22 protein-coding genes and 2 riboswitches are annotated in these 24,894 nt (G+C 73.2%); of the genes, 13 read left to right on the top strand and 9 right to left on the bottom strand.

What is annotated here, in order from left to right:
* Positions 1 to 53: 53 nt before the first annotated feature.
* Both ACGFIE_RS24420 and ACGFIE_RS24415 read right to left on the bottom strand, forming a co-directional pair.
* A complete protein-coding gene (locus ACGFIE_RS24420; protein WP_393298689.1) occupies positions 54 to 1,049 on the bottom strand; it encodes a ribonucleotide-diphosphate reductase subunit beta in 996 nt (331 codons plus the stop codon).
* A gap of 38 nt (positions 1,050 to 1,087) precedes the next feature.
* Positions 1,088 to 3,412, bottom strand: coding sequence for a ribonucleoside-diphosphate reductase subunit alpha (locus ACGFIE_RS24415; protein ID WP_393298686.1), 2,325 nt, complete (start codon positions 3,410 to 3,412; stop codon positions 1,088 to 1,090).
* 190 nt (positions 3,413 to 3,602) lie between these two features.
* Positions 3,603 to 3,822: riboswitch (cobalamin riboswitch) on the bottom strand.
* A 197-nt stretch (positions 3,823 to 4,019) separates the two neighbouring features.
* A riboswitch (cobalamin riboswitch) is annotated at positions 4,020 to 4,094 on the top strand.
* 58 nt (positions 4,095 to 4,152) lie between these two features.
* Here ACGFIE_RS24415 and ACGFIE_RS24410 point away from each other — a divergent pair.
* The 3 genes from ACGFIE_RS24410 to ACGFIE_RS24400 are packed head-to-tail and all read left to right on the top strand — an operon-like array spanning position 4,153 to position 5,719.
* A complete protein-coding gene (locus ACGFIE_RS24410) occupies positions 4,153 to 4,356 on the top strand; it encodes a CbtB domain-containing protein (RefSeq protein ID WP_393298340.1) in 204 nt (67 codons plus the stop codon).
* Complete coding sequence (locus ACGFIE_RS24405; protein WP_393298337.1) at positions 4,347 to 5,111, top strand: CbtA family protein; 765 nt, start codon at positions 4,347 to 4,349, stop codon at positions 5,109 to 5,111. Before ACGFIE_RS24410 ends, ACGFIE_RS24405 begins: the two co-directional genes overlap by 10 nt.
* Complete coding sequence (locus tag ACGFIE_RS24400; protein ID WP_393298334.1) at positions 5,108 to 5,719, top strand: histidine phosphatase family protein; 612 nt, start codon at positions 5,108 to 5,110, stop codon at positions 5,717 to 5,719. Before ACGFIE_RS24405 ends, ACGFIE_RS24400 begins: the two co-directional genes overlap by 4 nt.
* Positions 5,720 to 5,882: 163 nt before the next feature.
* Here the strand turns inward: ACGFIE_RS24400 and ACGFIE_RS24395 are convergent, their stop codons facing one another.
* The 3 genes from ACGFIE_RS24395 to ACGFIE_RS24385 all read right to left on the bottom strand — a co-directional run bounded on the left by ACGFIE_RS24395 (position 5,883) and on the right by ACGFIE_RS24385 (position 10,193).
* Complete coding sequence (locus tag ACGFIE_RS24395; RefSeq protein WP_393298331.1) at positions 5,883 to 7,343, bottom strand: GTP-binding protein; 1,461 nt, start codon at positions 7,341 to 7,343, stop codon at positions 5,883 to 5,885.
* A complete protein-coding gene (locus ACGFIE_RS24390; RefSeq protein ID WP_393298683.1) occupies positions 7,340 to 9,193 on the bottom strand; it encodes a dynamin family protein in 1,854 nt (617 codons plus the stop codon). The genes ACGFIE_RS24395 and ACGFIE_RS24390 overlap by 4 nt, the downstream gene beginning before the upstream one ends.
* A gap of 115 nt (positions 9,194 to 9,308) precedes the next feature.
* A complete protein-coding gene (locus ACGFIE_RS24385; protein ID WP_393298328.1) occupies positions 9,309 to 10,193 on the bottom strand; it encodes an IniB N-terminal domain-containing protein in 885 nt (294 codons plus the stop codon).
* A gap of 297 nt (positions 10,194 to 10,490) precedes the next feature.
* On the opposite strand from ACGFIE_RS24385, the gene ACGFIE_RS24380 reads away from it, so the two are divergent.
* The 8 genes from ACGFIE_RS24380 (at position 10,491) to ACGFIE_RS24345 (ending at position 19,342) form a co-directional block, all read left to right on the top strand.
* A complete protein-coding gene (locus tag ACGFIE_RS24380) occupies positions 10,491 to 11,756 on the top strand; it encodes an Hsp70 family protein (protein ID WP_393298325.1) in 1,266 nt (421 codons plus the stop codon).
* Between the two features lie 5 nt (positions 11,757 to 11,761).
* Positions 11,762 to 14,335, top strand: coding sequence for a LuxR C-terminal-related transcriptional regulator (locus ACGFIE_RS24375; RefSeq protein WP_393298322.1), 2,574 nt, complete (start codon positions 11,762 to 11,764; stop codon positions 14,333 to 14,335).
* Between the two features lie 34 nt (positions 14,336 to 14,369).
* The gene (locus ACGFIE_RS24370) at positions 14,370 to 16,397 is read left to right on the top strand and encodes a nitrate- and nitrite sensing domain-containing protein (protein ID WP_393298319.1); all 2,028 of its coding nucleotides are present in this window, start codon (positions 14,370 to 14,372) and stop codon (positions 16,395 to 16,397) included.
* Positions 16,394 to 16,843 (top strand): roadblock/LC7 domain-containing protein, encoded by a 450-nt coding sequence (locus ACGFIE_RS24365; RefSeq protein WP_393298316.1) that lies wholly within the window; start codon positions 16,394 to 16,396, stop codon positions 16,841 to 16,843. The genes ACGFIE_RS24370 and ACGFIE_RS24365 overlap by 4 nt, the downstream gene beginning before the upstream one ends.
* Positions 16,821 to 17,201 (top strand): DUF742 domain-containing protein, encoded by a 381-nt coding sequence (locus ACGFIE_RS24360; protein ID WP_393298313.1) that lies wholly within the window; start codon positions 16,821 to 16,823, stop codon positions 17,199 to 17,201. The genes ACGFIE_RS24365 and ACGFIE_RS24360 overlap by 23 nt, the downstream gene beginning before the upstream one ends.
* A 102-nt stretch (positions 17,202 to 17,303) precedes the next feature.
* Positions 17,304 to 18,005 (top strand): cellulose binding domain-containing protein, encoded by a 702-nt coding sequence (locus tag ACGFIE_RS24355; protein WP_393298310.1) that lies wholly within the window; start codon positions 17,304 to 17,306, stop codon positions 18,003 to 18,005.
* A 44-nt stretch (positions 18,006 to 18,049) separates the two neighbouring features.
* Positions 18,050 to 18,430, top strand: a complete 381-nt coding sequence (locus tag ACGFIE_RS24350) for a YccF domain-containing protein (protein ID WP_393298307.1) — start codon at positions 18,050 to 18,052, stop codon at positions 18,428 to 18,430.
* Between the two features lie 114 nt (positions 18,431 to 18,544).
* Positions 18,545 to 19,342, top strand: coding sequence for an SAM-dependent methyltransferase (locus ACGFIE_RS24345; protein WP_393298304.1), 798 nt, complete (start codon positions 18,545 to 18,547; stop codon positions 19,340 to 19,342).
* Between the two features lie 28 nt (positions 19,343 to 19,370).
* On the opposite strand, the gene ACGFIE_RS24340 is transcribed toward ACGFIE_RS24345, so the two are convergent.
* Complete coding sequence (locus ACGFIE_RS24340) at positions 19,371 to 20,117, bottom strand: cellulose binding domain-containing protein (RefSeq protein WP_393298301.1); 747 nt, start codon at positions 20,115 to 20,117, stop codon at positions 19,371 to 19,373.
* Positions 20,118 to 20,501: 384 nt separating this feature from the next.
* Here ACGFIE_RS24340 and ACGFIE_RS24335 point away from each other — a divergent pair, with 384 nt between their 5' ends.
* Both ACGFIE_RS24335 and ACGFIE_RS24330 read left to right on the top strand, forming a co-directional pair.
* Positions 20,502 to 21,575, top strand: a complete 1,074-nt coding sequence (locus tag ACGFIE_RS24335) for a hypothetical protein (RefSeq protein ID WP_393298298.1) — start codon at positions 20,502 to 20,504, stop codon at positions 21,573 to 21,575.
* 118 nt (positions 21,576 to 21,693) lie between these two features.
* Complete coding sequence (locus ACGFIE_RS24330; RefSeq protein WP_393298295.1) at positions 21,694 to 22,620, top strand: acetamidase/formamidase family protein; 927 nt, start codon at positions 21,694 to 21,696, stop codon at positions 22,618 to 22,620.
* A gap of 7 nt (positions 22,621 to 22,627) precedes the next feature.
* Here ACGFIE_RS24330 and pdxY read toward each other — a convergent pair whose 3' ends face one another.
* The 3 genes from pdxY to ACGFIE_RS24315 form a co-directional block, all read right to left on the bottom strand.
* Positions 22,628 to 23,479 carry a pyridoxal kinase PdxY gene (gene pdxY / locus ACGFIE_RS24325; protein WP_393298292.1) on the bottom strand — a complete coding sequence of 284 codons (852 nt, stop codon included), beginning with the start codon at positions 23,477 to 23,479 and terminating at the stop codon, positions 22,628 to 22,630.
* 217 nt (positions 23,480 to 23,696) lie between these two features.
* Positions 23,697 to 24,482, bottom strand: a complete 786-nt coding sequence (locus ACGFIE_RS24320) for a S1 family peptidase (RefSeq protein ID WP_393298289.1) — start codon at positions 24,480 to 24,482, stop codon at positions 23,697 to 23,699.
* 114 nt (positions 24,483 to 24,596) lie between these two features.
* The gene (locus ACGFIE_RS24315) at positions 24,597 to 24,761 is read right to left on the bottom strand and encodes a hypothetical protein (protein ID WP_393298286.1); all 165 of its coding nucleotides are present in this window, start codon (positions 24,759 to 24,761) and stop codon (positions 24,597 to 24,599) included.
* Positions 24,762 to 24,894 lie beyond the last annotated feature (133 nt).

Raw genomic sequence — 24,894 nt, 5'->3', positions numbered from 1 at the left:
AGGGAGCAACAACTTCCTGGTCGACGGGGTGGGGAGGGGGTGGGGTGGGGGTCCTAGAAGTCGTCGTCGAAGGCCACCGAACCGGTCACACCCACCTGGTACGCCGACACCCGCCGCTCGAAGAAGTTGGACAGCTCCTGCACGTCCTGCAACTCCATGAAGGCGAACGGGTTGGCCGACCCGTAGTGCCCGGCGATGCCGAGCTGGGCGAGACGGCGGTCGGCGACGTGCTGGAGGTACTCCCGCATGTCCGCGAGAGTGAGACCGGGCACGCCCTGACCCACCAGGTCCTCGGCGAACTGGACCTCACACTCGACCGCTTCGATGAGCATCTGGCGGACCTGGTCGGCGAGATCGTCATCGAACAGGTCGGGCTCCTCGGCGCGCACCGTGTCCACCACGTCGAACGCGAACGCCATGTGCATCGACTCGTCGCGGAAGACCCAGTTGGTGCCGGAGGCCAGGCCGTGCAGCAGGCCACGGGAGCGCAGGAAGTACACGTACGCGAACGCGCCGTAGAAGAACAATCCCTCGATGCAGGCGGCGAAGCAGATGAGGTTGAGCAGGAACGCGCGCCGGTCCTCGCGGGACCGCAGCTCCCGCAACTCCCCGAGCGAGTCGATCCAGCGGAAGCAGAACTCGGCCTTGCGGCGGATCGAGGGGATGTTCTCGATCGCGGCGAAGGCGGCGAACCGCTCGGTCTCGTCGGGCACGTACGTGTCGAGCAGGTTGAGGTAGAACTGGACGTGCACGGCCTCCTCGAACAGCTGCCGGGACAGGTAGAGGCGACCCTCCGGGCTGTTGACGTGCTGGTAGAGGTTGAGCACCAGGTTGTTGGCGACGATCGTGTCGCCGGTGGCGAAGAACGCCACGAGGCGGCTGACCAGGTGCCGCTCGGCCGGCGACAGCCGGTCCAGGTCGGCGAGGTCGGCGTGCAGATCGACCTCCTCGACCGTCCAGGTGTTGCGGATCGCGGCGCGGAACCGGTCGAAGAAGTGCGGGTAGCGCATCGGGCGGAGAGTGAGATCCATCCCGGGGTCGAGCAGCATGTGCGTGGTCCTCGTGTCGGTGGTGGTGTCGGGAACGGTCACTGGCACGCCTCGCACGACTCGGGGTTCTCCAGCGAGCAGGCCAGCGCCTCGGCGTCGACGGTGACGGGTGCGACCGCGCTGACGGTTGCCTGCTGGATCCGCGTGGCGGGGCGTGAGCGCAGGTAGTAGGTGGTCTTCAGCCCGGTCTTCCAGGCGTACAGGTACATCGAGGAGAGCTTGCCGATGGTGGGCGAGGCCAGGAACAGGTTCAGCGACTGGGACTGGTCGATGAACGGCGCGCGGGCGGCCGCCAGGTCGATGAGCGACCGCTGCGGCAGCTCCCACGCGGTGCGGAACAGCTCCCGCACGTCGGCCGGCAGCTCCGTCACGGCCTGCACCGACCCCTCCGCGCGCCGGATCGCCGAACGGATCCGCTCGGTCCACAGGCCACGCGCCTTCAGCTCGCCGACCAGGGCCGTGTTGACCTGGAGGAACTCCCCGGACAGGGTCTCGCGCTTGAACAGGTTGGACACCTGCGGCTCGACGCACTCGTAACAGCCGGCGATCGAGGCGATGGTCGCGGTCGGCGCGACCGCCACCAGCAGCGAGTTGCGCAGCCCGTACGCCCCGACCCGCTGGCGCAGCGCGGCCCAGCGCGCGGTCTGCGTACCCTCGACGCCCCACAGGTCGGGCTGGAGCTGGCCCCGCGCGGCCCGGGTCTGCGCGAACGCGGGATGCGCCCCGAATTCGCGCGCCAGGTCGGCGGAGGTCTCCAGCGCGGTCAGGTACAGCTCCTCGCTGATCCGCGTGGACAGCTCCCGCGCGGCCGGCGAGTCGAACGGCAGCCGCAGCGCGAAGAACACGTCCTGCAGGCCCATCAGCCCGAGCCCGACCGGCCGCCAGCGGGGGTTGCTCGCCGCGGCCTGCGGGGTCGGGTAGTAGTTGATGTCGATGACCCGGTCGAGGAACGTCACAGCCGTCCGGACCGTGGCACGCAGCCGTTCCCAGTCGATGCCGCTCTCGGTCAGGTGGGCGGCCACGTTCACCGAGCCGAGGTTGCACACCGCGGTCTCGGCGTCGCTGGACACCTCGACGATCTCGGTGCACAGGTTGGACAGGTGCACCACGTTGCCGGGCTCGGCCGTCTGGTTGCACAGCCGGTTGGCCGCGTCCTTGAAGGTCATCCAACCGTTGCCGGTCTGGGCCAGGGTCCGCATCATCTTCCCGTACAGCTCGCGCGCCGGCACCTGCCGCACGAAGCGGCCCTGCGCCTCGGCCGCCCGGTACGCGGCGTCGAACCGTTCCCCCCACAGGTCGGGCAGCTCGGGCACCTCGTCCGGGTCGAACAGCGACCACACCTCGTCGGCCTCGACCCGGCGCATGAACTCGTCCGGGATCCAGTTGGCCAGGTTCAGGTTGTGGGTACGCCTCGCGTCCTCGCCGGTGTTGTCCCGCAGCTGGAGGAACTCCTCGATGTCCGGATGCCACGGCTCCAGGTAGACGCAGGCCGCGCCCTTGCGTCGACCGCCCTGGTTGACCGCCGCGACGCTCGCGTCAAGGGTGCGCAGCCACGGCACGATCCCGTTGGACTGGCCGTTGGTGCCGCGGATCAGCGCACCCCGGGACCGGACCCGGGAGTACGCGATGCCGATGCCACCGGCGAACTTGGACAGGTTGGCGACCTGGGCGTAGCGCGCGTAGATCGAGTCCAGCTCGTCGCGCGGCGAGTCGACGAGGTAGCACGAGGACATCTGGGTGTGCCGGGTACCGGAGTTGAACAGCGTCGGTGAGCTGGGCAGGTAGGCCAGGCTGGACATGAGCCGGTAGAAGTCCACCGCCTCGTCCGGCGTACGGGACAGGCCGCAGGCCACCCGCAGCAGCCAGTACTGCGGGGTCTCCAGCACCAGCCGGCTGGTGGGGTGACGCAGCAGGTACCGGTCGTAGACCGTGCGCAGGCCGAAGTACTCGAAGCGACGGTCGCCGTCGGCGTCGACGGCGTCGTCGAACGTGCCGGCGTGCGCGGCGACGAACGCGGCGGTCTCGTCTCCGATCAGGCCCTCGGCGTGGCCGGCCCGGATCGCCGCGCTGAACGAGGTGACGCCCTGCCGGCGTACCTCCCGCTCGACGTGGCTGGCCAGCAGCCGGGCGGCGAGGCGCGAGTACTGCGGCTCCGTACCGATCATCTCGGCAGCGGTCTGGATGGTCAGCCGGTCCAGCTCGGCCGTCGTCGCGCCGTCGTACAGGCCGCTGATCGTGCGGGTCGCCACCCGCAGCGGGTCGACGTCGGGCAGGTCGTCGGCCCAACGCTCGACCGTGGCGACGAGCTTGCGCACGTCCACCGGCTCGCTGCCGCCGTCGCGTTTGCGGACCTGCGTCGGCATACGCCCCAGGGCCGTGTCGCCGTCGGCCGGGGTCACCTCGGTAACTGTCACCACTCACTCCTCGCGAGTTTGAGGACCTGATGGCCCTCGGCGCGAGGCGACCGACACCGACGGACGCCACGCCGACGGCGGCGTGGATCCGAAAGGCGTCGGCCGTCCCACGCGGCCTCGGACCACCGCCCACCCGGATGCGGGTACGCGGCGCGCTGGCAGGTCTTCGGACTCGCGGGCACGACCGGGGTCACCCGGTCTCCTACTGGCCGTCGCTTCCCAGGCCAGATGGCGGCCCAGTGCTGATGACGGCTGTCGTTCCCACTCACCGCTGCGGGGCAGTCCCGGAATTTCACCGGGTTCCCTCTTGCCTCGGCCACCCTGGGGTGAGTGGCCGAACCAGCTGCGGTCGACACCATATATAGGGGCGACAGGGTTTGTCACACCCCACATGTCGGGGCCGGGCGTGTCGCGGCCGCCCGCGACGGCCGTCGTCGATCCGGTCGACGCCCTCGGGTGGGCGGCCGTGGGGCAGCGTCGTGATCGGACTTCGTCGCCGGCTTGACCGAGGAGAACCGGCACCGATACGGTCGACCCACATCTGCGGCGACGCGAGGGAAGCCGGTGAGAATCCGGCGCGGTCGCGCCACTGTGAGCGGTCCCCGGCCTGGGGAGCCGCGAGCCAGGACGCTCGGTCGTCCGCAGCCTTGCGATGGGGACGCGTCATCCCCGAGGAGGTTCGTGCACACATGTCCAGTTCCACGTCCAGCCAGCCGCTGGTGCACCCCGCTGTCCCGACCCGTCTCCTGTGGACGGTCCTGGCCACCGTCGCCGTGCTCACCCTGCTGGCCTATCTCGTCGCCTTCGACCAGGGCGCGGTCTCGCGCAGCGGGATGTACCTGCACGAGCTGATGCACGACGGCCGGCACCTGCTCGGTGTCCCGTGCCACTGACCGGCACCGCACCCACGTTCGTCACGGTTCTCCTGCGCGGGCTGCTCGCCGGCCTGGTGGCCGGTCTGCTCGCCGGAACGTTCGCCTACGTCGTCGGCGAACCCCACGTCGAGGCGGCCATCGCCATCGAGGAGGCGGCGACACACGCCGAACCCGCCACCGGTGGGCACCAGCACGACGAGGACGCCCTGGTCAGCAGGAACGGCCAGCGCGGCGGGCTGTTCCTGGCCACCGCACTGTTCGGCGCCGCGATGGGTGGCCTGCTGGCCACGGCGTACGTCCTGCTGACCCGGCGGCGACGGACCCCTGACGACGGACGGTCCGGGCTGCTCCTGGCCGGCGGCGCGCTGCTCGGCGCGGTGATCGTGCCGTTCCTCAAGTACCCGCCGAATCCCCCGGCCGTCGGCGACCCGGCCACCATCAACCAGCGCACGGTCACCTACCTGCTGCTGGTGGTCCTCGGGCTGGTGGCGGTCTGGTCCGGTTCGCTGGGCTACCGGTCGGTCGGCGCACAGGCGCCCGTGTGGCTGCGCGCCAGCGCGGCGGTCGGCGGTTTCCTGCTGGTCACCGGCGTTGCCTACGTGGTGCTGCCGTCGTTCCAGGAGGTCCCGGGTGACTTCCCCGCCACGCTGCTGTGGAGCTTCCGGCTCGCCTCCCTCGGCACCCAGGTGGTGCTGTGGACCGGGATCGGCCTGCTCTTCGCAGCCCTGATGCACCGGCAGCGCGCGGTCGCCGACGCACAACCGGCCGGGTGAGCGCCACCAGCCTGCGGCTGGTCGCCCACGGTCACACCGCCGCCCTGCGGCGAGCCCGCTTCGGCGGGGACGACGGACTGGACGAGGGTGGCCGGCGCGCAGCCCTCGCCCTGTCCGGGCTGGTCCGGCGGGCGTCGTCGAGCGACACCGACGCCTGCCTGTCCAGCCCCGCGGCGGCGGCCGTCCAGACCGCGTACGCCCTCGGCCTCGCGCCCGCCGTCGAGACGGCGCTTGTCGACTGCGACTACGGCGACTGGACCGGCCGGTCACTGGAAGAAATCGCCGCCGCGCAACCCGACGCCCTGCACGAGTGGATGTCCACCCCGGACGCCGCGCCGCACGGGGGCGAATCCGTGGCCGACCTGCGCGAGCGCGTCGGCCGGTGGCTCGACGAACAGCGCGGCGTCGGCCGACGGGTCACGGCCGTCACCCACCCGCTCGTGATCCGGGTGGCGGTCGTGCACGCCCTGGGCCTGCCGTTGGCGACGTACCGGCAGCTGGACGTGGAGCCGTTGGCGATCGTCCGGCTCACCGACCACGGCCGACGGTGGCAGCTCCGGCTGAGCGCGCCACCGCAACCTGCGACGGCGACACCGCCGAACCGGTGACGAGGGGGGCCGGAAGTGGCCCCTGTAGAGCTGCCCCAGACGTGGGGCACCGGCGCCCGCACGGAAGAACCTGGCGGACAGACCTGCCCGACGGACCTGGCCGGACGGGCCGACGAGCGGATGAGCCCGCGAGCGATATGTGGACGCCCCGGGCGTACGACGCTCAGCGACCGCCCGCGGCCAACTCGGCCAGCATCCCCTCGCAACTGCGGACGACCACCTCCGCGCCCCGGCGCTGAGCCAGCGGGAGCAGCGGATCCTCGGCCCGGTCCCGCCACCGCCACTGCGCGTCGGCGGCGACCTCCCAGAGCCGCTGCACGGTCGCCTCGTGCTCGACGCCGAGCCGCGCGGCCAGACCCACCCCGTCACCACCGACCAGGCGCTGCGCCTCGGCGGCCAACTCGGCGTCGAAACCGAGGCGGGCGTTGCGCAGCGCCACCAGCAGGCGCAGCTCCCGGAACTCGTGTGCGCCCGCCAGGATCTGCTCGATCGCACCGACCAACTCGTCGGCGCCGCGTACCGGCTCGGCCCGCACCAGGGCCTCCACGGCCGCCAGCGCCGAGCGTGCCTTGAGTGTGTCGCGACGATCGACGAAACATCGGGTCATCGACTCCCGCAGCTCGGTGAGCCCACTGCGTCGGATCAGCTCGGCCGACAGGGTCACCCGGGTGTCGAACCCGCTGCGGACCAGGGTCGTCGCGAGCCGGATCCCGAAGAGTCCGAACCGGTCCAGCAGAGCGGCGCGCACCTCCGAATCCAGGTGCACCGGAAGCTCGCCACGGACGAAGCGGTCGGCGGAGAGCAGGTGGGCCTCCAACTCGACGCGGGACGCCCCGGCCAGCGTCGCGAGCGCGGCGAAGTCGGATTCGCTCAGCATCCGGCCCGCGAGACCGATCGCCCCGCTGCACGCCACCACGTTCACGGCCAGCGCGCCCACCCGGGGATCACGGTGGTGCCGGCGGGCCAGCTGGCGCGCGGTGAGCAGCCCGTCGATCCGGCCGCCGCCCACCTCGTCCGCCCGGGACAACACCATGATCACGTTCACCGGGGCGGCCTGCCCGACGACACTGTCCCGAGCGGACTCCAACACCCGCAGGTCACTGTCGCGGCCGTCGCGGGTCAGGAACAGCACCGCGTCGGAGTCCCGCAGGACGCGATCCAGCACCGGCGCGTGGCCCTGCTCGTCGACCGCGGCGAGCGCCGGGGTGTCGATGAGCGTCACCTGCCGCAGCGCCCGCGTCGGCCACCGCACCACGATGTCGCGCACCTCCCCGATCCGCCAGCCCAGATCCACCCGCATCCCGGTCGCCGACTTGACCACCGTCAGCTCCTGCGGCGGCTGGCCGACCGGGTAGGCGGTGGCGTGCGGCGAAGGGCCGTCCTCGTACCAGGTGAAGACGCCGTCCGCGCCCTCGACCGGCGCGACCTCCTCCCCCATCAACGCGTTCAGCACCGTCGACTTGCCGGCACGCCACGGGCCGGCAACCGCGATCCGCAGCGGCTGCTCCAGCCGCGCCACCTGGTGCCGCAACCGCCCAACCGCCCGCGCGTCGTGCTGGTAGAGGTCCATGGCCCGGTGCAGCAGCCCCCACGCCGCCTCGTCCAGTCGCACCCCGACCGTCATGCCCCCGGCTCCAGCAGTACCGGGGTGGCGCGGGTGGCGGTCAACTGCTGGGACTGCTCGTAGAGCGCGGCCAGGCGGGTCATCTTCAGCCGGATCTCCCGCTGCCGCTGCTCGCGCAGGGCGACATCGGTGTCCGCCTCCTGCTTCGCGCTGCGAAACGACTGCACGATGGCCTCCTGCAACTCCTCGGTCAGCGCCGTGAAGTGGTCGCGCAGCATCCGCTGCACCTGGCGGGCGGCGTCGCGGCAGTCCCGGACCATCCGGACGAAGAACTCGTCCACATGCCGCTGGATGGCCGTCTTGACTGTCGCCTGCCGGCGGCGCAGCAACTGCTTGCCCTCGTCGCGGATGCTCTTGCCGCCGAAGAGCGCGCCGATGCCGACCGAGACCGGGTTGATCATCGGCATTCCGGCCAGGGTCGTCGCGAGGCCGAACATCAGCATGCCGCCGTACGAGCCCTTCATGCCGGTGAACAGCTTCTGACCCGTGGTGAACCTGTCGATCCGCGGCCGTTCCAGGTCCGGCAGCCGGTCGCCGAGATCCTCAGGCATCGTCATCGACCAGGGCGGCAGCACGTCGTGGCCGTACCTGTCGAAGGTGGCGGCCACCCGGCGCGCGATCCAGTCGCAGCGCTGGACCAGCCACTCGTGGTTGGCCTCCGCGGCCTCGACGAGGCTGCGCTCCAGCCAGTCGGCGAAGGTGTCCCAGGCGGTGAGGGGATCGGCCGTGTCGAACGCCTCGTCGACGGCACGCAGGATCTGACGAGTCCTGTCGCGCAGGTCGTACTCGATGTCGGAGAGCAGGTCGGCCATCTCGTCGGCGAGCGTGTTCTGCCAACGGGTGGAGCAGCGGCGCAGCTCGTCGACCTCCCGCTGCGCCGCGTGCAGCCGGGAGATCGGCCCGGACTGCTCCTCGGCCTCCTGCGTCGCCAGCTCGGCACGCAGCGGCGCGGCCAGTTGCTCCACCACCGTACGGGCCACCGCCTGCACCGACGTCCGCGCCAGGTGGTCGGCCTTGCCGGTCAGGTCCCGCTGCAGGCGGGCGATCAGCGCCGGGAACCCGGACTCGGCGTTGAGGCCGCGATCGTCGGTCGCCGCCGCGCGCAACCGCAGGGTCGCCGACACCGGGATCAGCTGCGCCGCGACGCCGGCGTCCGCGAGGTGCTGCCGGTTGCGCTCGGCCACCACACGCCAGTCCGCCACGAGGTCGGTCTTGCTCTGCACCACCACCACGTTCGGCTGCGAGCGGGTGACGTGCAGCAGCATGTCCAGTTCGGCGACGGAGAGTTCCCTTGTCGAGTCGGTGACCAGCAGCACGGCGTCCGCGCGGGTGCAGGCAGCCACCTCCGCGGCTCCGCCGAGCGCCGCGACCTGGTCGGTGCCGGGAGTGTCCACCAGCACCAGTCCGGCGGCGAGCAACGCGCGGGGCAGGCCAACCTCGACGTACGCCGGACCGCCGCCCGGCCGCCGCCCAACCGTGCCGGCCACCCCGGCCGCGACCTGGTCGAGCGCCAGGGGGGTCCGCTCGACAAGCGTCGCGGCCGGGGTACCCGCGGGTCGTCCCGGCGCCGGCGGTGCCTGGATCACGGCTGCGGAGGTGGCCTCGGCGTGCTGCACCACTGTCGGCAGGACCGTGGTACGACCGTCGCCGACCGGGCAGGCCGGCGCGTTGATGATCGCGTTGATGAGCTGGCTCTTGCCCTGGTTCGGCTCGCCGACGACCAGGACGCGCAGCTTCGGGTCCAGCAGTTGAGCACGCTTCTGTCGGACCGTCTGGAGCAGGTCACCGCGACCGTGTGTGTTGCACGTCCGGGCGATCTCGTCCAGTACGTCCAACCAGATCCCCGCCATCACCGCACCAAGTGTGCGGATTTCGGCTCAATTATCAAGAGGGACCGGAAGGGAACCCGGGAAGAGCCGGGCCGCCCGAGGCGACCCGGCCCCCCGCTTCCGACGAGAACCCCCGTCAGAGCAGACCGCCGGTGAGGCCCAGCAGCCCGTGGTCCGACGAGGCGGGCCCCCCGTCGTGCACGTCGCCGGTCACACCGTCGGTGACCCCTCCGGTCACGTCACCGACCGTGCCGGTGACACCGGGGAGGAGACTGTCCACGTGGTGCGTGACACCGCCCACCACGGACGGGACGTCGACAGGCGGCACCACACCGCCGACGGCGCCGTCGCCGAGGCCACCCAGGGTGTCGTGGACGCCGAGGGAACCGACGAGGCCGCCCACCTGACCGTGCGCGTCGGAGAGGACACCGCCGGTCAGGTCGCCGCCGAGGAGATTCGGGTCGGTGCCGCCGAGCAGGCCGGTCGGGTCGCCGACCGTGCCGGTCACGTCACCGAGCACCGGGTCGGCGATGCCGTCGACCGGCTGCACCACATCCGCGTCGAGGGTGTGCGCCACGTCGGCCACACCGGTCAGGTCGGTGTCCAGGCCGCTCGGGCCGATGCCCAGGCCGACGCCGGGAAGCACTGTCACCCCGGCGGCGACGGTCGTCGGGTCGACGGCGATGGCGCCGAGCACGCCGGCCTTGACGTCCACCCCCGCGGGAGAACTGGTGACGCTGATCTGCTGCGCCACGCTCTGCAACTGGCCGACCACGTCGGTCGTGTCGGTCACCAGCGGGTCGAATCCGAGCTGACCGACGGCCGGGACCAGCGGCGCGAGGCCCTGCCCCGGCGCGTAGTCGACCACCAGCGGCACGACGTCCTGCACGTCGGCGGCGGTGATGTCGCTGAGCCCCGCGGCGTGCAGCGCGCCCTCCGGGTCGAGGTCGAAGGCCGACCGCGCGTCCGGGTTGGTCAGCAGGTCGAGCACGAAGTCGTGCAGGGTCTGTTGCGAGTCCATGTGCCGGTTCTCCTCGGATTGGCGTCGGCGACCGTCGTTCGTCGACAGTCACGCTATTGCGGGGGCCGATGCCGGACATCGGGGCTCGACCCGCATCCGATCCCGCCGCGTTAGGGCCTTGATCGGCTCCACCGTTAGGGGGACTGGGGGAAACCGTCCCGGCCAGATTAGGGTCCCGACCAGGGAGCGATCTCTGGTACGAACGTAGGAGCCCGCGGGTTTCGCCGGGGGCGGGTCGCCGGGCAGCGCCGACGCCATCGCCACCAGAGGGCCAACTCGCGGAAAGAGAAGAGACGGATGCCGTACGTCCTGGGGATCGACATCGGAAGCACCAACACCGCCGCCGCCGTCGCACGGCGCGACGGTCGCACCTGGACGCGCCCGGAGACCGTCCCGCTGAACGCCGGCTCGCCTCTCGTACCGTCGGTGCTGCACCTGGCCGAGGACGGCGCGCTGCACATCGGCGGGCCCGCCACCGACGACGGCAGCCGCACCACCAGGGACTTCGTCCGCCGCATCGGCGACGACGTGCCCCTGCTGCTCGGCGGCGAGCCGTGCGCGCCGCAGACGCTCACGGCCGAGCTGGCCGCGTGGGTCGTGGAGCAGGTGCACGCCGCGGAGGGCGGCCCGGCCGAGGTGGTCGTGCTCAGCCACCCGGCGGGCTGGCAGCCGTACCGGCGGGAGCTGCTGCGCCGGGCGCTCGTCGACCTCGGGCTGCACGGCGTCACGCTGCTGCCCCGTACGGTCACGGTCGCCGAGAGCCACGCGACCCGTGGATTCGCGGGTACCACGGCCGCCGTCTACGCGCTGGGCGGCGCCAGTTTCGAGGCGGCCCTGGTGCGACGCACCCCGCGCGGCACCTACGAGAGCTTCGGCACCCCGCAGGGCCTCGACCCGATCGGCGGCGCCGACTTCGACGAGCTGCTGGCCGGCCACGTACGCACCGTGCTGTCCCGGGAACTGACCGCCACCGGTCGTCGGGAATACCACGCCGCCCTGCGCGGGCTGCCGGCCGAGTGCGACCGGGTCAAGCGTGCGCTTACCGTCGAGCTGGCCGCCGACGTGGTGTTGAGCCTGCCGACCGGCCCGGCGCGGATACCGGTGACCCGCGCCCAGTTCGAGGCCATGATCCGCCCGACCGTGCAGGCCACAGTCGACCTCCTGTTGCGCACCGTGCACGGTGCCGGCCTGACACCGACGCAGCTCGACGGCGTCCTGCTTGCCGGCGGTTCGGCCCGCATCCCGCTGGTCACCGAGCTGATCACCGCGGCGCTTCCGATCCCGGTCGAGGTGGAGCCGGACGCGCAGCTGACCGCCGCCACCGGGGCGGCGAGCGCGGCCTGCCAGGTGGTGTCGCCCCGCCCCCGGCCCCCGGCGCCGGTGCGCGATCCGGCGCCGGTCAGCGGCGTCGGCCGGGCCACCATCCCGGCGTCGCGCCGGCCCGGGGACCGCACCACCGATCCGGGCGATCCGCCACCGCGCCCTCCGGTCCGGATCCTGCCCCTCGACCTGCCGAAGGCGTCCCGCCTGGCACTGACGCTCAGCCGGGGACGCGAAGGATGACCACAATGACCATGAAGCACGTCGTCGAGTCCCGGCTGGTGCTCGGCCGAGCGCCCCAGGCCCTGCTGGACCGGGTCGCCGACGAACCGGCCGGCCCGCTCGTCGTCGGTCTGGCCGGTCCCGCGGGCCACGGCAAGACCGCGCTGCTCGCCGAGTTGACACGCGTCCAGCAACGGGCCGGAGGCACCGTGCGTACGGGCGTGCCGGCGCCGGGCGATCCCGTCGACGAGGCCGAGTTGCTGCTGGTCGACGACGCGCACCTGCTCGACGACGAGCGGATCGGTGTCCTGCTGGGCCTGGTCGCCACCCGCCGGCACCGACTGGTCGTCGCCCACCGGCCCTGGCCCCGGTCGGCGGCGCTCACCGAGCTGACCGACGCGCTGCGCCGCGACGGGCAGACCGTGCTGCTCGGCCCGTTCGGTCGCGAGCAGACCGCGGCTCACCTTGCCGCCGCGCCCGAGCTGGCCCACCGTGGCGACCTGGTCGATTTCGTACACACGCAGACAGGTGGCGTCCCCCGCGACGTCGAGCGGTTGACCCGTGGTCTGCGCGCGGCCCCGAGCCTGATCGGCGTCCCGGCCGAACCACCCCGGTCCGTCATCGGAGAATTCGCGCCGGAGCTGGAGATCCAGCCCACCGCCGTACGACGGCTGCTGCTCGCGGTCGCGGCCGGCGTACCGCTGCCGGTGGCCATGCTCGGTCCGCTGCTCGACCAGGAACCGGAGGCGGTCGACGAGCTGATCGCCGCGACCCGGGCAGCCGGGCTGATCGGCGCCGACGGCCGACTCACGCCCATCGTCCGGCGGGCCGTCACCACGCTCGGCCCGGCCACCGAGCGCAGCGCGGTCTGGCGTCGCCTCACCGAGTTGCAGCTCGCCCGGGGCGGCCCGGTGCTGCCGCTGGTGCGCTCGCTGCTCGCGGTGGGCGTACTCGCCGACTGCCCGGCCTCGACGCTCGCCGCGGCGGCGCAGGAGGCGCTCGCCGACGAGCCGGCCTTCGCCGCCGACCTGTTCGCCGCCGCCACCGCGGCCGGACACCCGACGAGCGCCCGGCAGGCCCGCGCCGCCGCGCTCGCCGGCAACCTCGACGACGCCCTGCGCCTCGCGGACCGGCTGCTGACCGCGACCGACCCGACGGACCGCGCGGAGGCCGCCGTGGTGGCCGCGACCGCTCTGGCGCACCGCGGCCACACCGGCCGCAGCGTCGAGTTGTACCGGTGGTCCGGCACCGCCTCATCGGTGGCGTTCGCCACCGTCGGCGGGCTCGCCACCGGCGACCTGACCACAGCCGGGCCGGAGGTGGACGAGCCCGCAGGCGAGCCGCCCACCCTGCACGCCAGCGCCGCCCGGCTGATGGCCGAGGGGGTACGCGAGAGCGTCACCGGCACGCCGAGCGCGGCGCTCTCCGCGCTCGTACAGGCCGCCGCCCTGCTGGAGCCGGACGGTCGGGCGGCGCTCCTGCCGGACAGCCCGGCCGCGCTCGCCGCCCTGACCGCCGTGCACTCCGGCGAGCTGGACATCGCCGAGCGGGTCCTGCACCGGGCAGAGGCGGCAGGCGTCGGCGGTCCCCTGATGGCCCGCCGCCACCGGCTGTTGCAGGCCTGGATCCTGATGGTCCGGGGCCAGACAGCCGCGGCGGCCGAACGCCTCGCCACGGTGACCGCCGACGAGCGGCCGTTGGAATCACGTGACCTGCTCTTCGCCGCCGCACTGCGGATGGGCATCGGCCGGCGCACCAGCGACCTGGCCGCCCTCAAGCGGGGCTGGGGCCAGGCCCTGGAGGCGGTGGTCCGCCATCCCGTCGACCTGTTCACGCTGCTGCCGCTCGGCGAACTCGCCATCGCGGGCGCCCGACTGGGCGAGGCGCCCCGACTGGCCCCGTACCTGCGGGAGGGCCGGGAGCTGCTCGACCGACTGGACGCACCGACACTGTGGAGTGTCCCGCTGCACTGGAGCGGGCTGCACGCGGCCATCCTGAGCGGTGAGCCGACGGCCGCCGACGGCCACGTCGCCGCGCTGCTGGCCGCCGCGGACCACAGCCGCTACGCCGCCGTGGTCGCCGCCGCCGCCGAGAGCTGGGTCGAGGTGCTGCGCGGCGCGGTCGATCCGGTGCGGGTGGAGGCCGCCGCCCGTGGGCTGCACGACACCGGCCTGTGCTGGGACGGCGCGCGCCTCGCCGGACAGGCCGCGATCCGCACCTCGGACCGGCGGGCGATGACCACCCTGCTGGAGTGCGCCCGGGTGCTCCAGGGCCGGCCGGCCGCCGCCACCGGCGGGCCGCGACCGACCGCCGGCGAGAACACCCCGCAGGCGACCGACGCCATCGCCGCCCCCACCCAGCAGGGGCTCAGCGACCGGGAGTACGAGGTCGCCGAGCTGGTGCTGGCGGGGCTGACCTACCGGGAGATCGGCGACCGGCTCTTCATCTCGGCGAAGACCGTGGAGCACCACGTGGCCCGCATGCGCAACCGGTTGAACTGCGCCAACCGCGCGGAGCTGCTGGCGCTGCTGCGGACCGTCGTCGCCGACCGGGCCAGCGACACCGCCGGGCAGCCGTGGCCGCAGCGGTCGGCGCGATGAGCCGGCCGAACCACGGGCCGCGGCGGAGCGCGCCGTGACGCGCACCGACGAACGACGGCTGCGGGTCCGGCTCGTCGCGGCGGCGGCGGTGCTGCTCTCGCTCTGGTCGTACGCGGCCTACCTGACCGGTCAGGAAGCGGTCGACCTGCTGCGGGTGCGGACCCTGGCCGACACCCTGGGCCAGCCCATCGACCGGCTGATCCTCAGCCTGCAGACCGAGCGCCGGGTGACCGTCGAGTCGCTGGCCGGATCGGCGCGGGCGCGGCTCGCGCTGGCCGGGGTGCGGGAGGTGACCGACCGGGCCGCGGCGGAGGTGCGGGCGTTCCCGGCCGGCCGCGATCCGCGCCTGCTCAGCGCGGGGGCGGTGCGCGACCGGGCCGAGGCGCTCGTCCGGCGGTTGAACGGGCTGGGCGCCGTCAGGTCCCAGGTGGACTCCGGGTACCTCGACCGTGCCAGGGCGATCGACGGGTACGACCAGCTCGTCGACGCCGCCTTCGACGTGTACGGGCCGGAGTGGGGCGCGTACGAGAGCAGGTTGGCGGTCGAGACCCGCGCGGTGATCGCGCTGGTCCGCGCCCGCGAGCTGCTCGCCCGGGAGGACACCCTGGTCACCGCCGCCGTCGTGAGCGGTCGGCTCAGCGACGGGGAGCGGCGGCGGCTGGTCGAGCTGGTGACCACCCAGCGGTACGCCCGCGCCGAGGCGGCAGCCGGCCTGCCGGCCGGCGGCCGGGACGCGCACCAGCGGCTCGCGGCGGGCCCGGAGTTCGCGGGTCTGCGCGCCGTGGAGGACATGCTGCTGCGGTCGGAGCGGGCCGACGCTCTGCGCGGGGTCAGCGCGGCGGCCTGGCGGGAGGCGGCGGACGCCGCGCTCGGCGCGCTGCACGAGCTGGTGACGACCACGGCCCGCGGCAGCGTCGAACGGGCAACGCCGCGCGCCGCGGTGATCGTCGGGCGGACCGGCGCGGTGGTGGGGCTCGGGCTGATCGCCGTGCTGGCGGTGCTGCTCGGCGGGGCCGCCACCGTGCGCCGCCTGACCGACCGGCGGACCCGCTCGGAGTCCCGTCCGAGCCGGCCCGAACCAGTCGCGGCGGCCCTGCCGGCCCCATCCGCCGACGAGCACCCTCCCGGCGACCAGGCCGGCGGCAGCCACACGGACGGCGGGCCGGTAGAGGACCGTCGCCTGGGGGAGCTGTTCCTGCGGGTCACCCGGCGCAACCAGGTCCTGCTCCGCGACCAGCTCGACCTGCTGGACGCGATGCAGCGGCGGGAGCGCAGCGCCGAGGAGGCCGACGAGCTGTTCCAGCTCGACCACCTCACCACCCGCATCCGCCGCAACGTGGAGAAGGTGGTCACCCTCGCCGGCGCGACCCCGGCCCGCCGCTGGCGACGCCCGGTCCCCCTGCTCGACGTCACGCGCGGCGCGGTCGCCGAGGTGCCGGAATACCACCGCGTCCTGGTCGCGCCGCACTGGCCGTGGTCGCTCGCCGGGCCCGCCGTCACGGACGTCGTGCACCTGCTGGCCGAGCTGATCGAGAACGCCCTGACCTTCTCGGCCACGGACACCACCGTCCGGGTCGCCGGTGAGCACCGGCCGCACGGCTGCGCGGTCGTGGTGGTCGACGACGGGCCCGGTTTCGACGCGACCACGCTGAGCGCGGTCAACGACCTGCTCACCAGCCCGCCGACCCACCCACCCGCCGACGCCACGGGGCTGCACATCGTCGCCCTGCTGGCCGCCCGCTGCGGCGCCCGGGTCACGATGCGGCCCAGTCGGCGCGGCGGGACGGCCGCGATCGTGGACCTGCCGGCGGAGCTGGTCACGGTGACCGGCGGTCCGGCCGGGGCGGTCCCCCGGCCCGCGTACTCCCAGGCCCGCAACCGCCCCGCCGGGCCCGGCGCGGCCGCGATGGGCGGGGTGGGCGGTGCTGGCGAGCTGCCGACTCGGGTCCGCCAGTACCGGTCCGCCGGGCCCGAGTCCGGGCCGACCGGCCCAGAACCCGGCAGCACCGGCCCCGACACCACGGAACTGCCGGTCACGAGAGCAACGAGGAGACATCGATGACGCATGCAGTGGTCACCGCGGACACCCTGACCGGCGCGCTGGACCGCCTGGTCGACCGGGTACGCGGGGCGGAGTTCGCCGTGGTGCTCTCCCCGGACGGGCTCCCACTCGGCAATTCCCGGCAGGTCGAGGCGAAGCTGGCCGACCAGGTCTCCGGCATGGTCGCCGGGCTGTTGGCGTTGGGGCTCGCCGCCACCCGGACCTGCGACGCGGGCGGGCTCCGGCAGATCGTGGTGCAGATGTCGCGGGCGTTCCTGTTCGTCGCCACCATCGCAAACGGGACCATTCTCACCGTCCGGATCGCCGGGGACGAGATCGAGGTGGGCGACATGGCGTACGAGGTCGCGCTCTTCGTGGGGCAGGCCGAACGGCATCTGCCAATCGCCCTGACCCCCGCCTCCGCGGCGAGAAGCGGGGACTCTGGTGCACAGCGCCGGCTCCGCTGACGAGGCGTGGTACGACGACGACGCCGGTCCGGTGGCCCGTCCGTACACGATGACCGGCGGGCGCACCGTATCGGAGCGAGGCCGGTTCGATCTCATCTCGCTTGTCGTCGCGCGGCGGGCGGCCACACCGCCGACGGCGCTCTTCCCCGAACAGGCGCGGATCGTCGAGCTGTGTCACCATCCAGTGTCGGTGGCCGAGGTCAGTGCCGAGCTGGATCTGCCCCTGGGCACCGTCCGGGTCCTCCTCGGTGACCTGCTCGGGGCGGGTCTGGTCGAGACGCACGAGCCGCCGACGCTGTCGGAGCTGCCGTCGCAGGAGCTGCTCGAGTCGATACTTGTCGGGCTACGCGCCCTGTGACGGGTCGGGTGCCGCCGCGACCCGGCGGTCGCGTGTGGACGCCCGGGGATGAAGTGAAGGGGAGAGGCAGTGCCGGCAACACCGCCGCAGCCACGACGTACTGTGGCGATCATTCTGCTGGACCGGATCGTGGCCGCCGCCGCAGCCGTACGGCGGGTGGTCACCGGCCGGGGCGATGTGTCGCGGGCCACCTGGATCGCCGTGCTCGCGGCGCTCGGGGTGGTGGTGGCGACTGTGGTCTCCGTCATCGGTGTGGTGCGTACGCCGGAGCGTCTGGCACCGGTGACCCTCGACCCTCCCCCGTCGGTGGACCAGTTGGGCACTCCGGAGGCCGGTACGCCCCGGGGGCAGGCGAGGCCGGCGGCCAGCAGCCCGCCCACGTCCGCGCCGCCGTCGGTAAGCGCGGCCCCGCCGCCCGCCCCGCCGCCGACCAGCACGCCGGCCGCGACCCTCTCGTCGGCGTCGCCGACCCCGGCCGCGCTGGGCGCCGACTTCGCCATCGAGGAGAAGGCCCTGTTCAGCTACGGCGCCGCCGTGACCGTCACCAATCCGGGGCCGTCGCCGGTGGCGCGGTGGACGCTGGCCGTCACGCTGCCCCGGGAGTCGTTGCGGGTCAGCGCGGTGCAGGGGGCGCGGGTCACGCAGGCCGGCGTGGTGTGGACGTTCGTGCCGGACGCAGGCTCCGGTCAGGTGCCGGGCAGCGGCTCGGTCCGGGTGACGTTCCGGGTCAACGGCGCGGCGGTCGGCGCGACGCCCACGGCGTGCACGATCGACGGTGTCGCCTGCGGCGGGCTGCCGGACTGATCGCGGCCCGACCCCCGGTGGCGCGCGTCGCGCATGCTGAAGGGGTGATTCGCTTCGTCCTGAACGTCCTGTGGCTCGTCTTCGGTGGTGGCCTCGTGCTGGCGATCGGCTACGGCTTCGCCGCGCTCGTCTGCTTCGTCCTGGTCGTCACCATCCCGTTCGGCGTCGCCTCGCTGCGCCTCGCCGTCTACTCGCTGTGGCCCTTCGGCCGCACCCTGGTGCCCAAGTCGGGCGCGGGCGTCGGCTCCGGGCTGGCGAACGTGTTGTGGGTGGTGCTGGCGGGCTGGTGGCTCGCGCTGTCGCACATCCTCGCGGGCGTCGCGCTCTGCGTCACGCTCATCGGGATCCCCTTCGGCATCGCCAACTTCAAGCTCGTCCCGGCCGCGTTCTGGCCGCTGGGCAGGGAGGTCGTGGACGCGCCGTGAGGTGTCACCGGGTCGCCCACACCGTCACGGGCGACCCGGTCCGGGCCACCGCCGTCGATAGTGGACAATCCCGGGTGTCACCCACACCGACGACCCCCTCGACAGGAGCCTGCCATGGCCGGCCCGGACGCCGAACTCACCGCGACCCTGCAGCCCGAGGTGCCGCACGCGGCGCGGATCTGGAACTACTGGATGGGCGGCAAGGACAACTTCCAGTCCGATCGGGCGGCCGGTGACGCGGTGGCCGAGGTCTACCCGGAGATCGTCGTGATGGCGCAGCAGTCCCGCGGTTTCCTGGTGCGGGCCGTGCGGCACCTGGCCGCCGAGGCGGGCATCCGGCAGTTCCTGGACATCGGCACGGGCCTGCCCACCATGCAGAACACCCACGCGGTCGCCCAGGGCATCACGCCCGACGCGCGGATCGTCTACGTCGACAACGACCCGATGGTCCTCGTGCACGCCCGCGCGTTGCTGGCCAGCACGACCACGCAGGGCGTCACCACGTACGTCCCGGCCGACTACCACGACCCGGAGAGGATCCTCGCCGAGGCGGCGCGAACGCTGGACTTCGACAAGCCGATCGCGGTGATGTTCATGGGCGTGCTGGGGTACGAGCCGGACCTGGAGGTGGTGCGCTCGATCGTCGGGCGCACGATGGACGCGACCGCGTCCGGCAGCCACCTGGTGCTCTGGGACGGCACCAACACCAGCCCGGCGGTGGTCTCCGGTGCGCAGCGGTTGGCCGACAACGGTGGTGTGCCGTACATCCTGCGCAGCCCGGAGGATCTGGCCAGTTGCTTCTCCGGGCTGACGATGGTGGAGCCGGGCCTCGTGCCGATCCCGCTGTGGCGCCCGGACGACGCCGACGCCGTCGGAATCGACGCCTACGGCGCCGTGGCCCGCAAACCCTGACGGGCGCGGGCCACGGCCGGGTGACCGGTCAGCGGTTGCAGGCCAACGTCAGCCCGTCGGGCACCGCGCTGGTGGTCACGAGCAGACCGAACGTCGTCACGCCACCCGGCGCGAGCGTGCCGTTGTAGGAGGCGTTGCGGATCGTGACGTCGGCGCCGGCCGTCTCGGCGACGCCGCGCCAGACCGTCTGGATGCGCTCGTCGCCGGCCCATCGCCAGGAGACACTCCACCGGTCCAGCGTCTGCGTCCCAGTGCTGCGCACCGTCACCGTGGCGACGAAGCCCGTCCCCCACTGGGAGTCGATGGTGGCCGTCGCCGAGCATGCCTCCAACGCGGCGGTCCGGGCCGCCGCGATCCAATACGGGTCCCGCCGGCCCTCGGCGTCGCTGAACCGGTACCAGTACTCGGTGTCCGGCGTCAGCTGGTCGATGGTGACGACCCCGCTGCGCTCGGGGCCGGTGACGACCTGGGCCACCGGCGCCTGCCACTGTTGGGCGTCCGCGCGGCTGGCGAAGAGGCTGACGGTCATCGGCGGGTCGTAGCCGCAGGGCGGGCGGAAGAAGATCGAGTACGTCAACGTCACGCTCGTGGTGGTCACCGCGGTCACCGAGGCGGCGATCGGTAGGGCCGGCGGGCAGGTCGGGGTCGGTGACGGCGACAGGGTGGGCGTGGGCGTGACGGCCGGCGCAGGTGCCGGCGCGGCCTCCGCGGAGCCGGTCGTGCCGGCCCAACCGGCCAGCGCCATGGTCGTGACTGCCAGGAAGATGCGGAGCATCGGTACCTCCGGGGGAACCGTCGCCGTCGCGGCCGAGGATGGGCGACCGACCGTACGGGGCCGGACGTGCGCGGCGGCCGCCCGACGGCGATCGGCATGCGGCCGCTGACGGGGACTGCCCGGCGCGGGTGGCGTGGCCACCTCGCGCGTCCCCGCATCCGGAGAGGATTGGGCGCGCTGGCTCCCGAGCGCGACCGACCACAGCATCGCATTCGACAAGCATCAATACAAGCTCCTCCGTCGGCGGGGGACGGCGGCACCGGCTCGTCGGACGCGAACCCGTCGAAAAGCGGCTGCCCGCTCGTCGCCGCAGGGACACGTACCGGGCCCCTGAACCGACGATCATCCATCGTGGCCTGTCAATTCGACACGGGAGAGCACACGATGCGCGACAGATTCACCACGAACCGGCGAACCCGGGTGGCGAGGGCACTGACCGCGGCGGCCGCCGTGTCAGCGCTGGCGGTCGCCCCACTCGCGGCGCCGGCACCCGCCACCGCCGCCGTCAGCCGGGCCGAGCTGGCCCTGCGCTGGGCGCCCGTCCACTACCAGGACGTCGACGCCACCGGCGCGCACGCCCTGGGCGGTCAGTCCGACTATCTCACCGCCGTGGACTTCGACGGCAACCTGAACGGGCGCGACAACTGGGACCGCGCTGGCGCGTCCGGCACCTCGCTCGCCGCGCACGTGTACTACTCCGTCGTGGAGACGAGCACGCACTGGTACCTCACGTACCTGTTCTTCCACCCGCGCGACTGGACCGACCACCCGTTCTTCGAGACCGAGCACGAGAACGACGGCGAGGGCGTCCTCTTCGCGATCGAGCGCGACGGCTCCCCGTACGGCGTCCTGCGCGGCGCGGTCACCGTCGCGCACAGCGACTTCTACTCGTACGCGCCGGCCGGCAGCACCTGGACCAGCGGCCGGGAGAGCATCGACGGCACCCTGCAGTTCCAGACGTCGCCGCACGACTCGTTCTCCCATCCGGTGACCGCGCAGGAGGCGCAGGGGCACGGCCTGAAGGCATACCCGCAGTACGCCATCAACGGCGACGGCCTGGTCTACTACCCGTCCACAGTCGCCGAGACGCCGAGCAGCGGCGACGACCGCGACGTGCGGTACCAACTCGTCGACATCTTCGCCGCCGGGGGCCTGTGGGCGCAGCGGTCCAACGCGAACCTGTTCGCCGGCCTGGGCACGTTCGCCGGTGACACCACCGGCGACTGCGGCGCAGGCACGTGGAGCTGCTCGGCGAACTCCGCGAACGCCCCGTGGGGCTGGGACGACGGCAACGACGTACCCGCCCGCGGCGAGCTGGCCAGCGATCCGGCGAAGCTGTCCGCCGAGTACTTCACGGTCCCGGCCGGGCTGGCGCGCAGCTACAGCTACAACCCGTACGCCGGGGCCGCCGCCGCGCTGGCCGAGGCGGCCAGGACTGCAGCGCCGACAGTCGACTGACCAAGGGTCGAGGTGCGCGGCCGGGCCGGGTCGGGCCGGCCGCGCACCGGTTCGCGAGTTGTCGTCGGGCGCGGGCGCGCGGGTCGCGCCGCGCCACGCCGACACGTAGCCTGCGCAGATGCGACACACCCTCGCACCGGGCGACGAGACCCTGCACGGTCACTTCTCCCCCGACCTCGCGCCGGCGCTCACCATCGACTCCGGCGACACCGTCACCTACCGCACGCTGGACTGCTGGTGGTCGGCCGGCCCGTACCCCGGCGGGCCGAACCGGGACCGGCCCCGGGCCCCGCAGTACCGGCCCGACCACGGGCACGCGCTGATCGGGCCGGTCGCGGTCCGCGGTGCGCGCGCCGGTCAGACCCTCGCGGTACGCGTCGACGCGATCGTCCCCGGCACCTGGGGTACGACTGTGGCAGGCGGGTGGCCGAGCGGGTTCAACAAGCGCTACGGCGTCGAGACCGACGGCGTGGTGCACTCCTGGGAGCTGGACCCGGTGGCGCTGACAGGCCGCAACCAGCACGGCCACACGGTGGCGCTGCGCCCGTTCATGGGGGTGCTCGGCATGCCGCCCGCCGAGCCGGGACGCCACTCGACGATCCCGCCTCGGCCCTGCGGCGGCAACCTGGACTGCAAGGAGCTCACCGCCGGCAGCACCCTGCTGCTGCCGATCCCTGTCGACGGGGCGCTGTTCTCGGTGGGCGACGGGCACGCCGCGCAGGGCGACGGCGAGGTCGGCGGTACGGCGATCGAGTGCCCGATGGACGAGGTGACGCTGACCTTCGACGTCCGCGACGACTTCCCGGTCACCAGCCCGGTGGCCCGTACCGCCGACGCCTGGCTGACGCTGGGCGTGGGCGCGTCCCTCGACGAGGCGACGTTCCTGGCTCTTGAGGAGATGCTGACCCTCATGCAGCGGCTGCACGGCCTCAGCCGGCCGGACGCGGTGGCGCTGGCAAGCGTCGTCGTCGACGTGCGGGTCACGCAGATCGTCAACCAGACCGTCGGCGCGCACGCGGTGCTGCGCGACGACGCGCTGCGCTGAGCCGCGCTCAGCGCAGCTTGCGGGCGGTGAACCTCGCGGGCGGCTCGGCGATCGCGTCCTGTGCCGCGATCAGCTGGATCTCCCGGGTGCCCGCCGCGAGGGTCGCCTCGAGGACGGCGAAGACGGAGGAGATGGTGCGCTCCAACGCGGTCGCGGGTGACCCGGAGGTCCACAGGTGCGCCAGGTACAGCGCCGCGGTGATGTCGCCCCCGCCGTTCGGGTTGATCGGCAGCAGCGGGGTGGTCACCGCCCAGGCGCCCTCGTCGGAGACCGCCACCACCTCCAGCGAGCCCGCCGGAACGTCGCCGTGCAGCACGCTGGTGACCAGGACGTGCCGCGGCCCGGTGGCGCGTACGACGTCGACGGCGTCCAGCACCTCCGCCAGCGAGGACGTCGTGCGGCCGGCGAGGAAGTCCAGCTCGAAATGGTTCGGCGTGATGATGTCGGCGCGCGGCACGACTGTGTCGCGCAGGTACTCCGGGATGCCCGGCCGGACGAACATGCCGCGACCGAGGTCGCCCATCACCGGGTCGCAGCAGTACACCGCGGCCGGGTTGGCGGCCTTGACCTGGGCCACGGCATCCAGGATCACGGCGCCCATCGCCGGATCACCCTGGTAGCCCGACAGCACCGCGTCGGCGTCACCGAGGACCCCCCGGTCGGCGATCCCCGCGATCACCTCCGCCACGTCGGCGGCCGGCAGCAACGGCCCACGCCACGCGCCGTACCCGGTGTGGTTGGAGAAGTGAACCGTCAGGACGGGCCAGACCTCGTGCCCGAGCCGCTGGAGGGGAAAGACGGCTGCCGAGTTGCCGACGTGGCCGTAGGCGACCGACGACTGGATGGACAGGATCTGCACCGACCCATCATCGCCGCCACCGCCGAGGCCGAACGCGCGGCCCGCCGAATCTGTCGGCTGGCCCACTCCGGCCCCGCAGCGGCGACGCTCCTGCACGGCGGGATCGCCGGCCCGGCCGCAGTGCGCCGCGCCCCGTCGGGCCGGAGTCCGGTGCACGCGTGGGCGACCCGGACCGTGGTGGTCCGGGCCGCCCGAGAAGTCGTACGGTCAGCGGTCGTCAGCCACCGAGGCTCGCCGCGGCCGAGGCGATCGACGAGGCGAAGTAGCTCACCTGGGTGTAGACGCCCGGGTAGTTGGGTCGGGCGCAGCCGTTGCCCCAGCTGACGATGCCGACCTGGATCCACGCGTTGGTGGCGTCGCGGCGGAACATCGGGCCGCCCGAGTCGCCCTGGCAGGTGTCCGTACCGCCGCTGGAGTAGCCGGCGCAGATCTCCTCGGCGGGGATGAGGTCGCCGCCGTAGTTGGAGTTGCAGGTGGAGTCGCTGACGAACGGCACGGTGGCCTTGAGCAGGTACCGCTGCTGGCCGCCGCCCTCGCGCGCCGCGCCCCAGCCGGCGATGGTGAAGGTGCCGCTGTCGTACGCGGTGGTGGTGGCGATCTTCAACGTGCTCAACCCGGTCACGGGCGTGGCCAGGCGGATCAGTGCCCAGTCCTTTCCGGCGCCGTTGTAGCCGGGAGCGCGGTAGACGTAGTTGGACCGGACGGTGATCCGGCTGGACGACTGGAGGTCGACCGTCCCGAGCGTGGCGGTGATGCTGGTGTTGGTGCCGGTCGAGCCCACGCAGTGCGCCGCGGTGAGCACCAGCCGGGAGCTGTAGAGGGCCCCGCCGCACCCCATCGAGAGCCGCACCATGAACGGGAACTCACCCTGCGCGGCGCGGGTGCCGCCGACGACGTTCGGAGTGACGGGGCTGTCGGCCGCGGCGGCGGGCGCCGCGAGGGTGAGGCTGGCCGCAGCCAGCGCGGCGGCCACCAGGCCGGTGAGGGTACGCCAGCGAACCATGCATTCCTCCGCATCCAGACGGCACGCCTCGTGAGCGCACCTCGATCGAGATAGCGTCATCATATTGAGATGCATGGATGTTGCGGGTCATCCCCTCTGGGTCGTATCCCCGCGTTATGGGGCCGAGGCGTCGTCGTCGCGCCGGCCACGCCGATCCGCGCGGCGCCCACGGGCAACGACGACGGCCAGGAGACTGACCACCGCGGCAGTCAGTTGCAGCACTGCGCCGAGCAGATCGACCAGGCTGGAGATGGCGGTAGCGTCTGGGACAAGGTCCATCGCGGCCTCCGGGTTCCGACCCCACCGTCCGCACTCTGCGGAGGGCTTCCCCCGGGCCCAGCCGTATCGACGGGCGCCACAGCCATTATGGCAGCACCCGACGACCGGGGAAACAGGTAGCCGTCCCCCGGCG

It is taken from the genome of Micromonospora sp. NPDC049275 (assembly GCF_043197115.1).
Lineage (GTDB): Bacteria > Actinomycetota > Actinomycetes > Mycobacteriales > Micromonosporaceae > Micromonospora.
The sequence above is the reverse complement of the archived record's forward strand: the minus strand, read 5'-3'. Positions and strand labels throughout refer to the sequence as shown.

Excerpts from the sequence above, each read along its gene's own strand:
- ACGFIE_RS24410 (WP_393298340.1), top strand. The coding sequence starts at position 4,153 with ATGTCCAGTTCCACGTCCAGCCAGCCGCTGGTGCACCCCGCTGTCCCG.
- ACGFIE_RS24375 (WP_393298322.1), top strand. The coding sequence starts at position 11,762 with ATGACCATGAAGCACGTCGTCGAGTCCCGGCTGGTGCTCGGCCGAGCG.
- ACGFIE_RS24330 (WP_393298295.1), top strand. The coding sequence starts at position 21,694 with ATGCGACACACCCTCGCACCGGGCGACGAGACCCTGCACGGTCACTTC.
- ACGFIE_RS24315 (WP_393298286.1), bottom strand. The coding sequence starts at position 24,761 with ATGGACCTTGTCCCAGACGCTACCGCCATCTCCAGCCTGGTCGATCTG.
- ACGFIE_RS24345 (WP_393298304.1), top strand. The coding sequence starts at position 18,545 with ATGGCCGGCCCGGACGCCGAACTCACCGCGACCCTGCAGCCCGAGGTG.
- ACGFIE_RS24420 (WP_393298689.1), bottom strand. The coding sequence starts at position 1,049 with ATGCTGCTCGACCCCGGGATGGATCTCACTCTCCGCCCGATGCGCTAC.
- ACGFIE_RS24385 (WP_393298328.1), bottom strand. The coding sequence starts at position 10,193 with ATGGACTCGCAACAGACCCTGCACGACTTCGTGCTCGACCTGCTGACC.
- ACGFIE_RS24415 (WP_393298686.1), bottom strand. The coding sequence starts at position 3,412 with ATGCCGACGCAGGTCCGCAAACGCGACGGCGGCAGCGAGCCGGTGGAC.
- ACGFIE_RS24390 (WP_393298683.1), bottom strand. The coding sequence starts at position 9,193 with ATGGCGGGGATCTGGTTGGACGTACTGGACGAGATCGCCCGGACGTGC.
- ACGFIE_RS24380 (WP_393298325.1), top strand. The coding sequence starts at position 10,491 with ATGCCGTACGTCCTGGGGATCGACATCGGAAGCACCAACACCGCCGCC.
- ACGFIE_RS24340 (WP_393298301.1), bottom strand. The coding sequence starts at position 20,117 with ATGCTCCGCATCTTCCTGGCAGTCACGACCATGGCGCTGGCCGGTTGG.
- ACGFIE_RS24335 (WP_393298298.1), top strand. The coding sequence starts at position 20,502 with ATGCGCGACAGATTCACCACGAACCGGCGAACCCGGGTGGCGAGGGCA.
- ACGFIE_RS24365 (WP_393298316.1), top strand. The coding sequence starts at position 16,394 with ATGACGCATGCAGTGGTCACCGCGGACACCCTGACCGGCGCGCTGGAC.
- ACGFIE_RS24395 (WP_393298331.1), bottom strand. The coding sequence starts at position 7,343 with ATGACGGTCGGGGTGCGACTGGACGAGGCGGCGTGGGGGCTGCTGCAC.
- ACGFIE_RS24320 (WP_393298289.1), bottom strand. The coding sequence starts at position 24,482 with ATGGTTCGCTGGCGTACCCTCACCGGCCTGGTGGCCGCCGCGCTGGCT.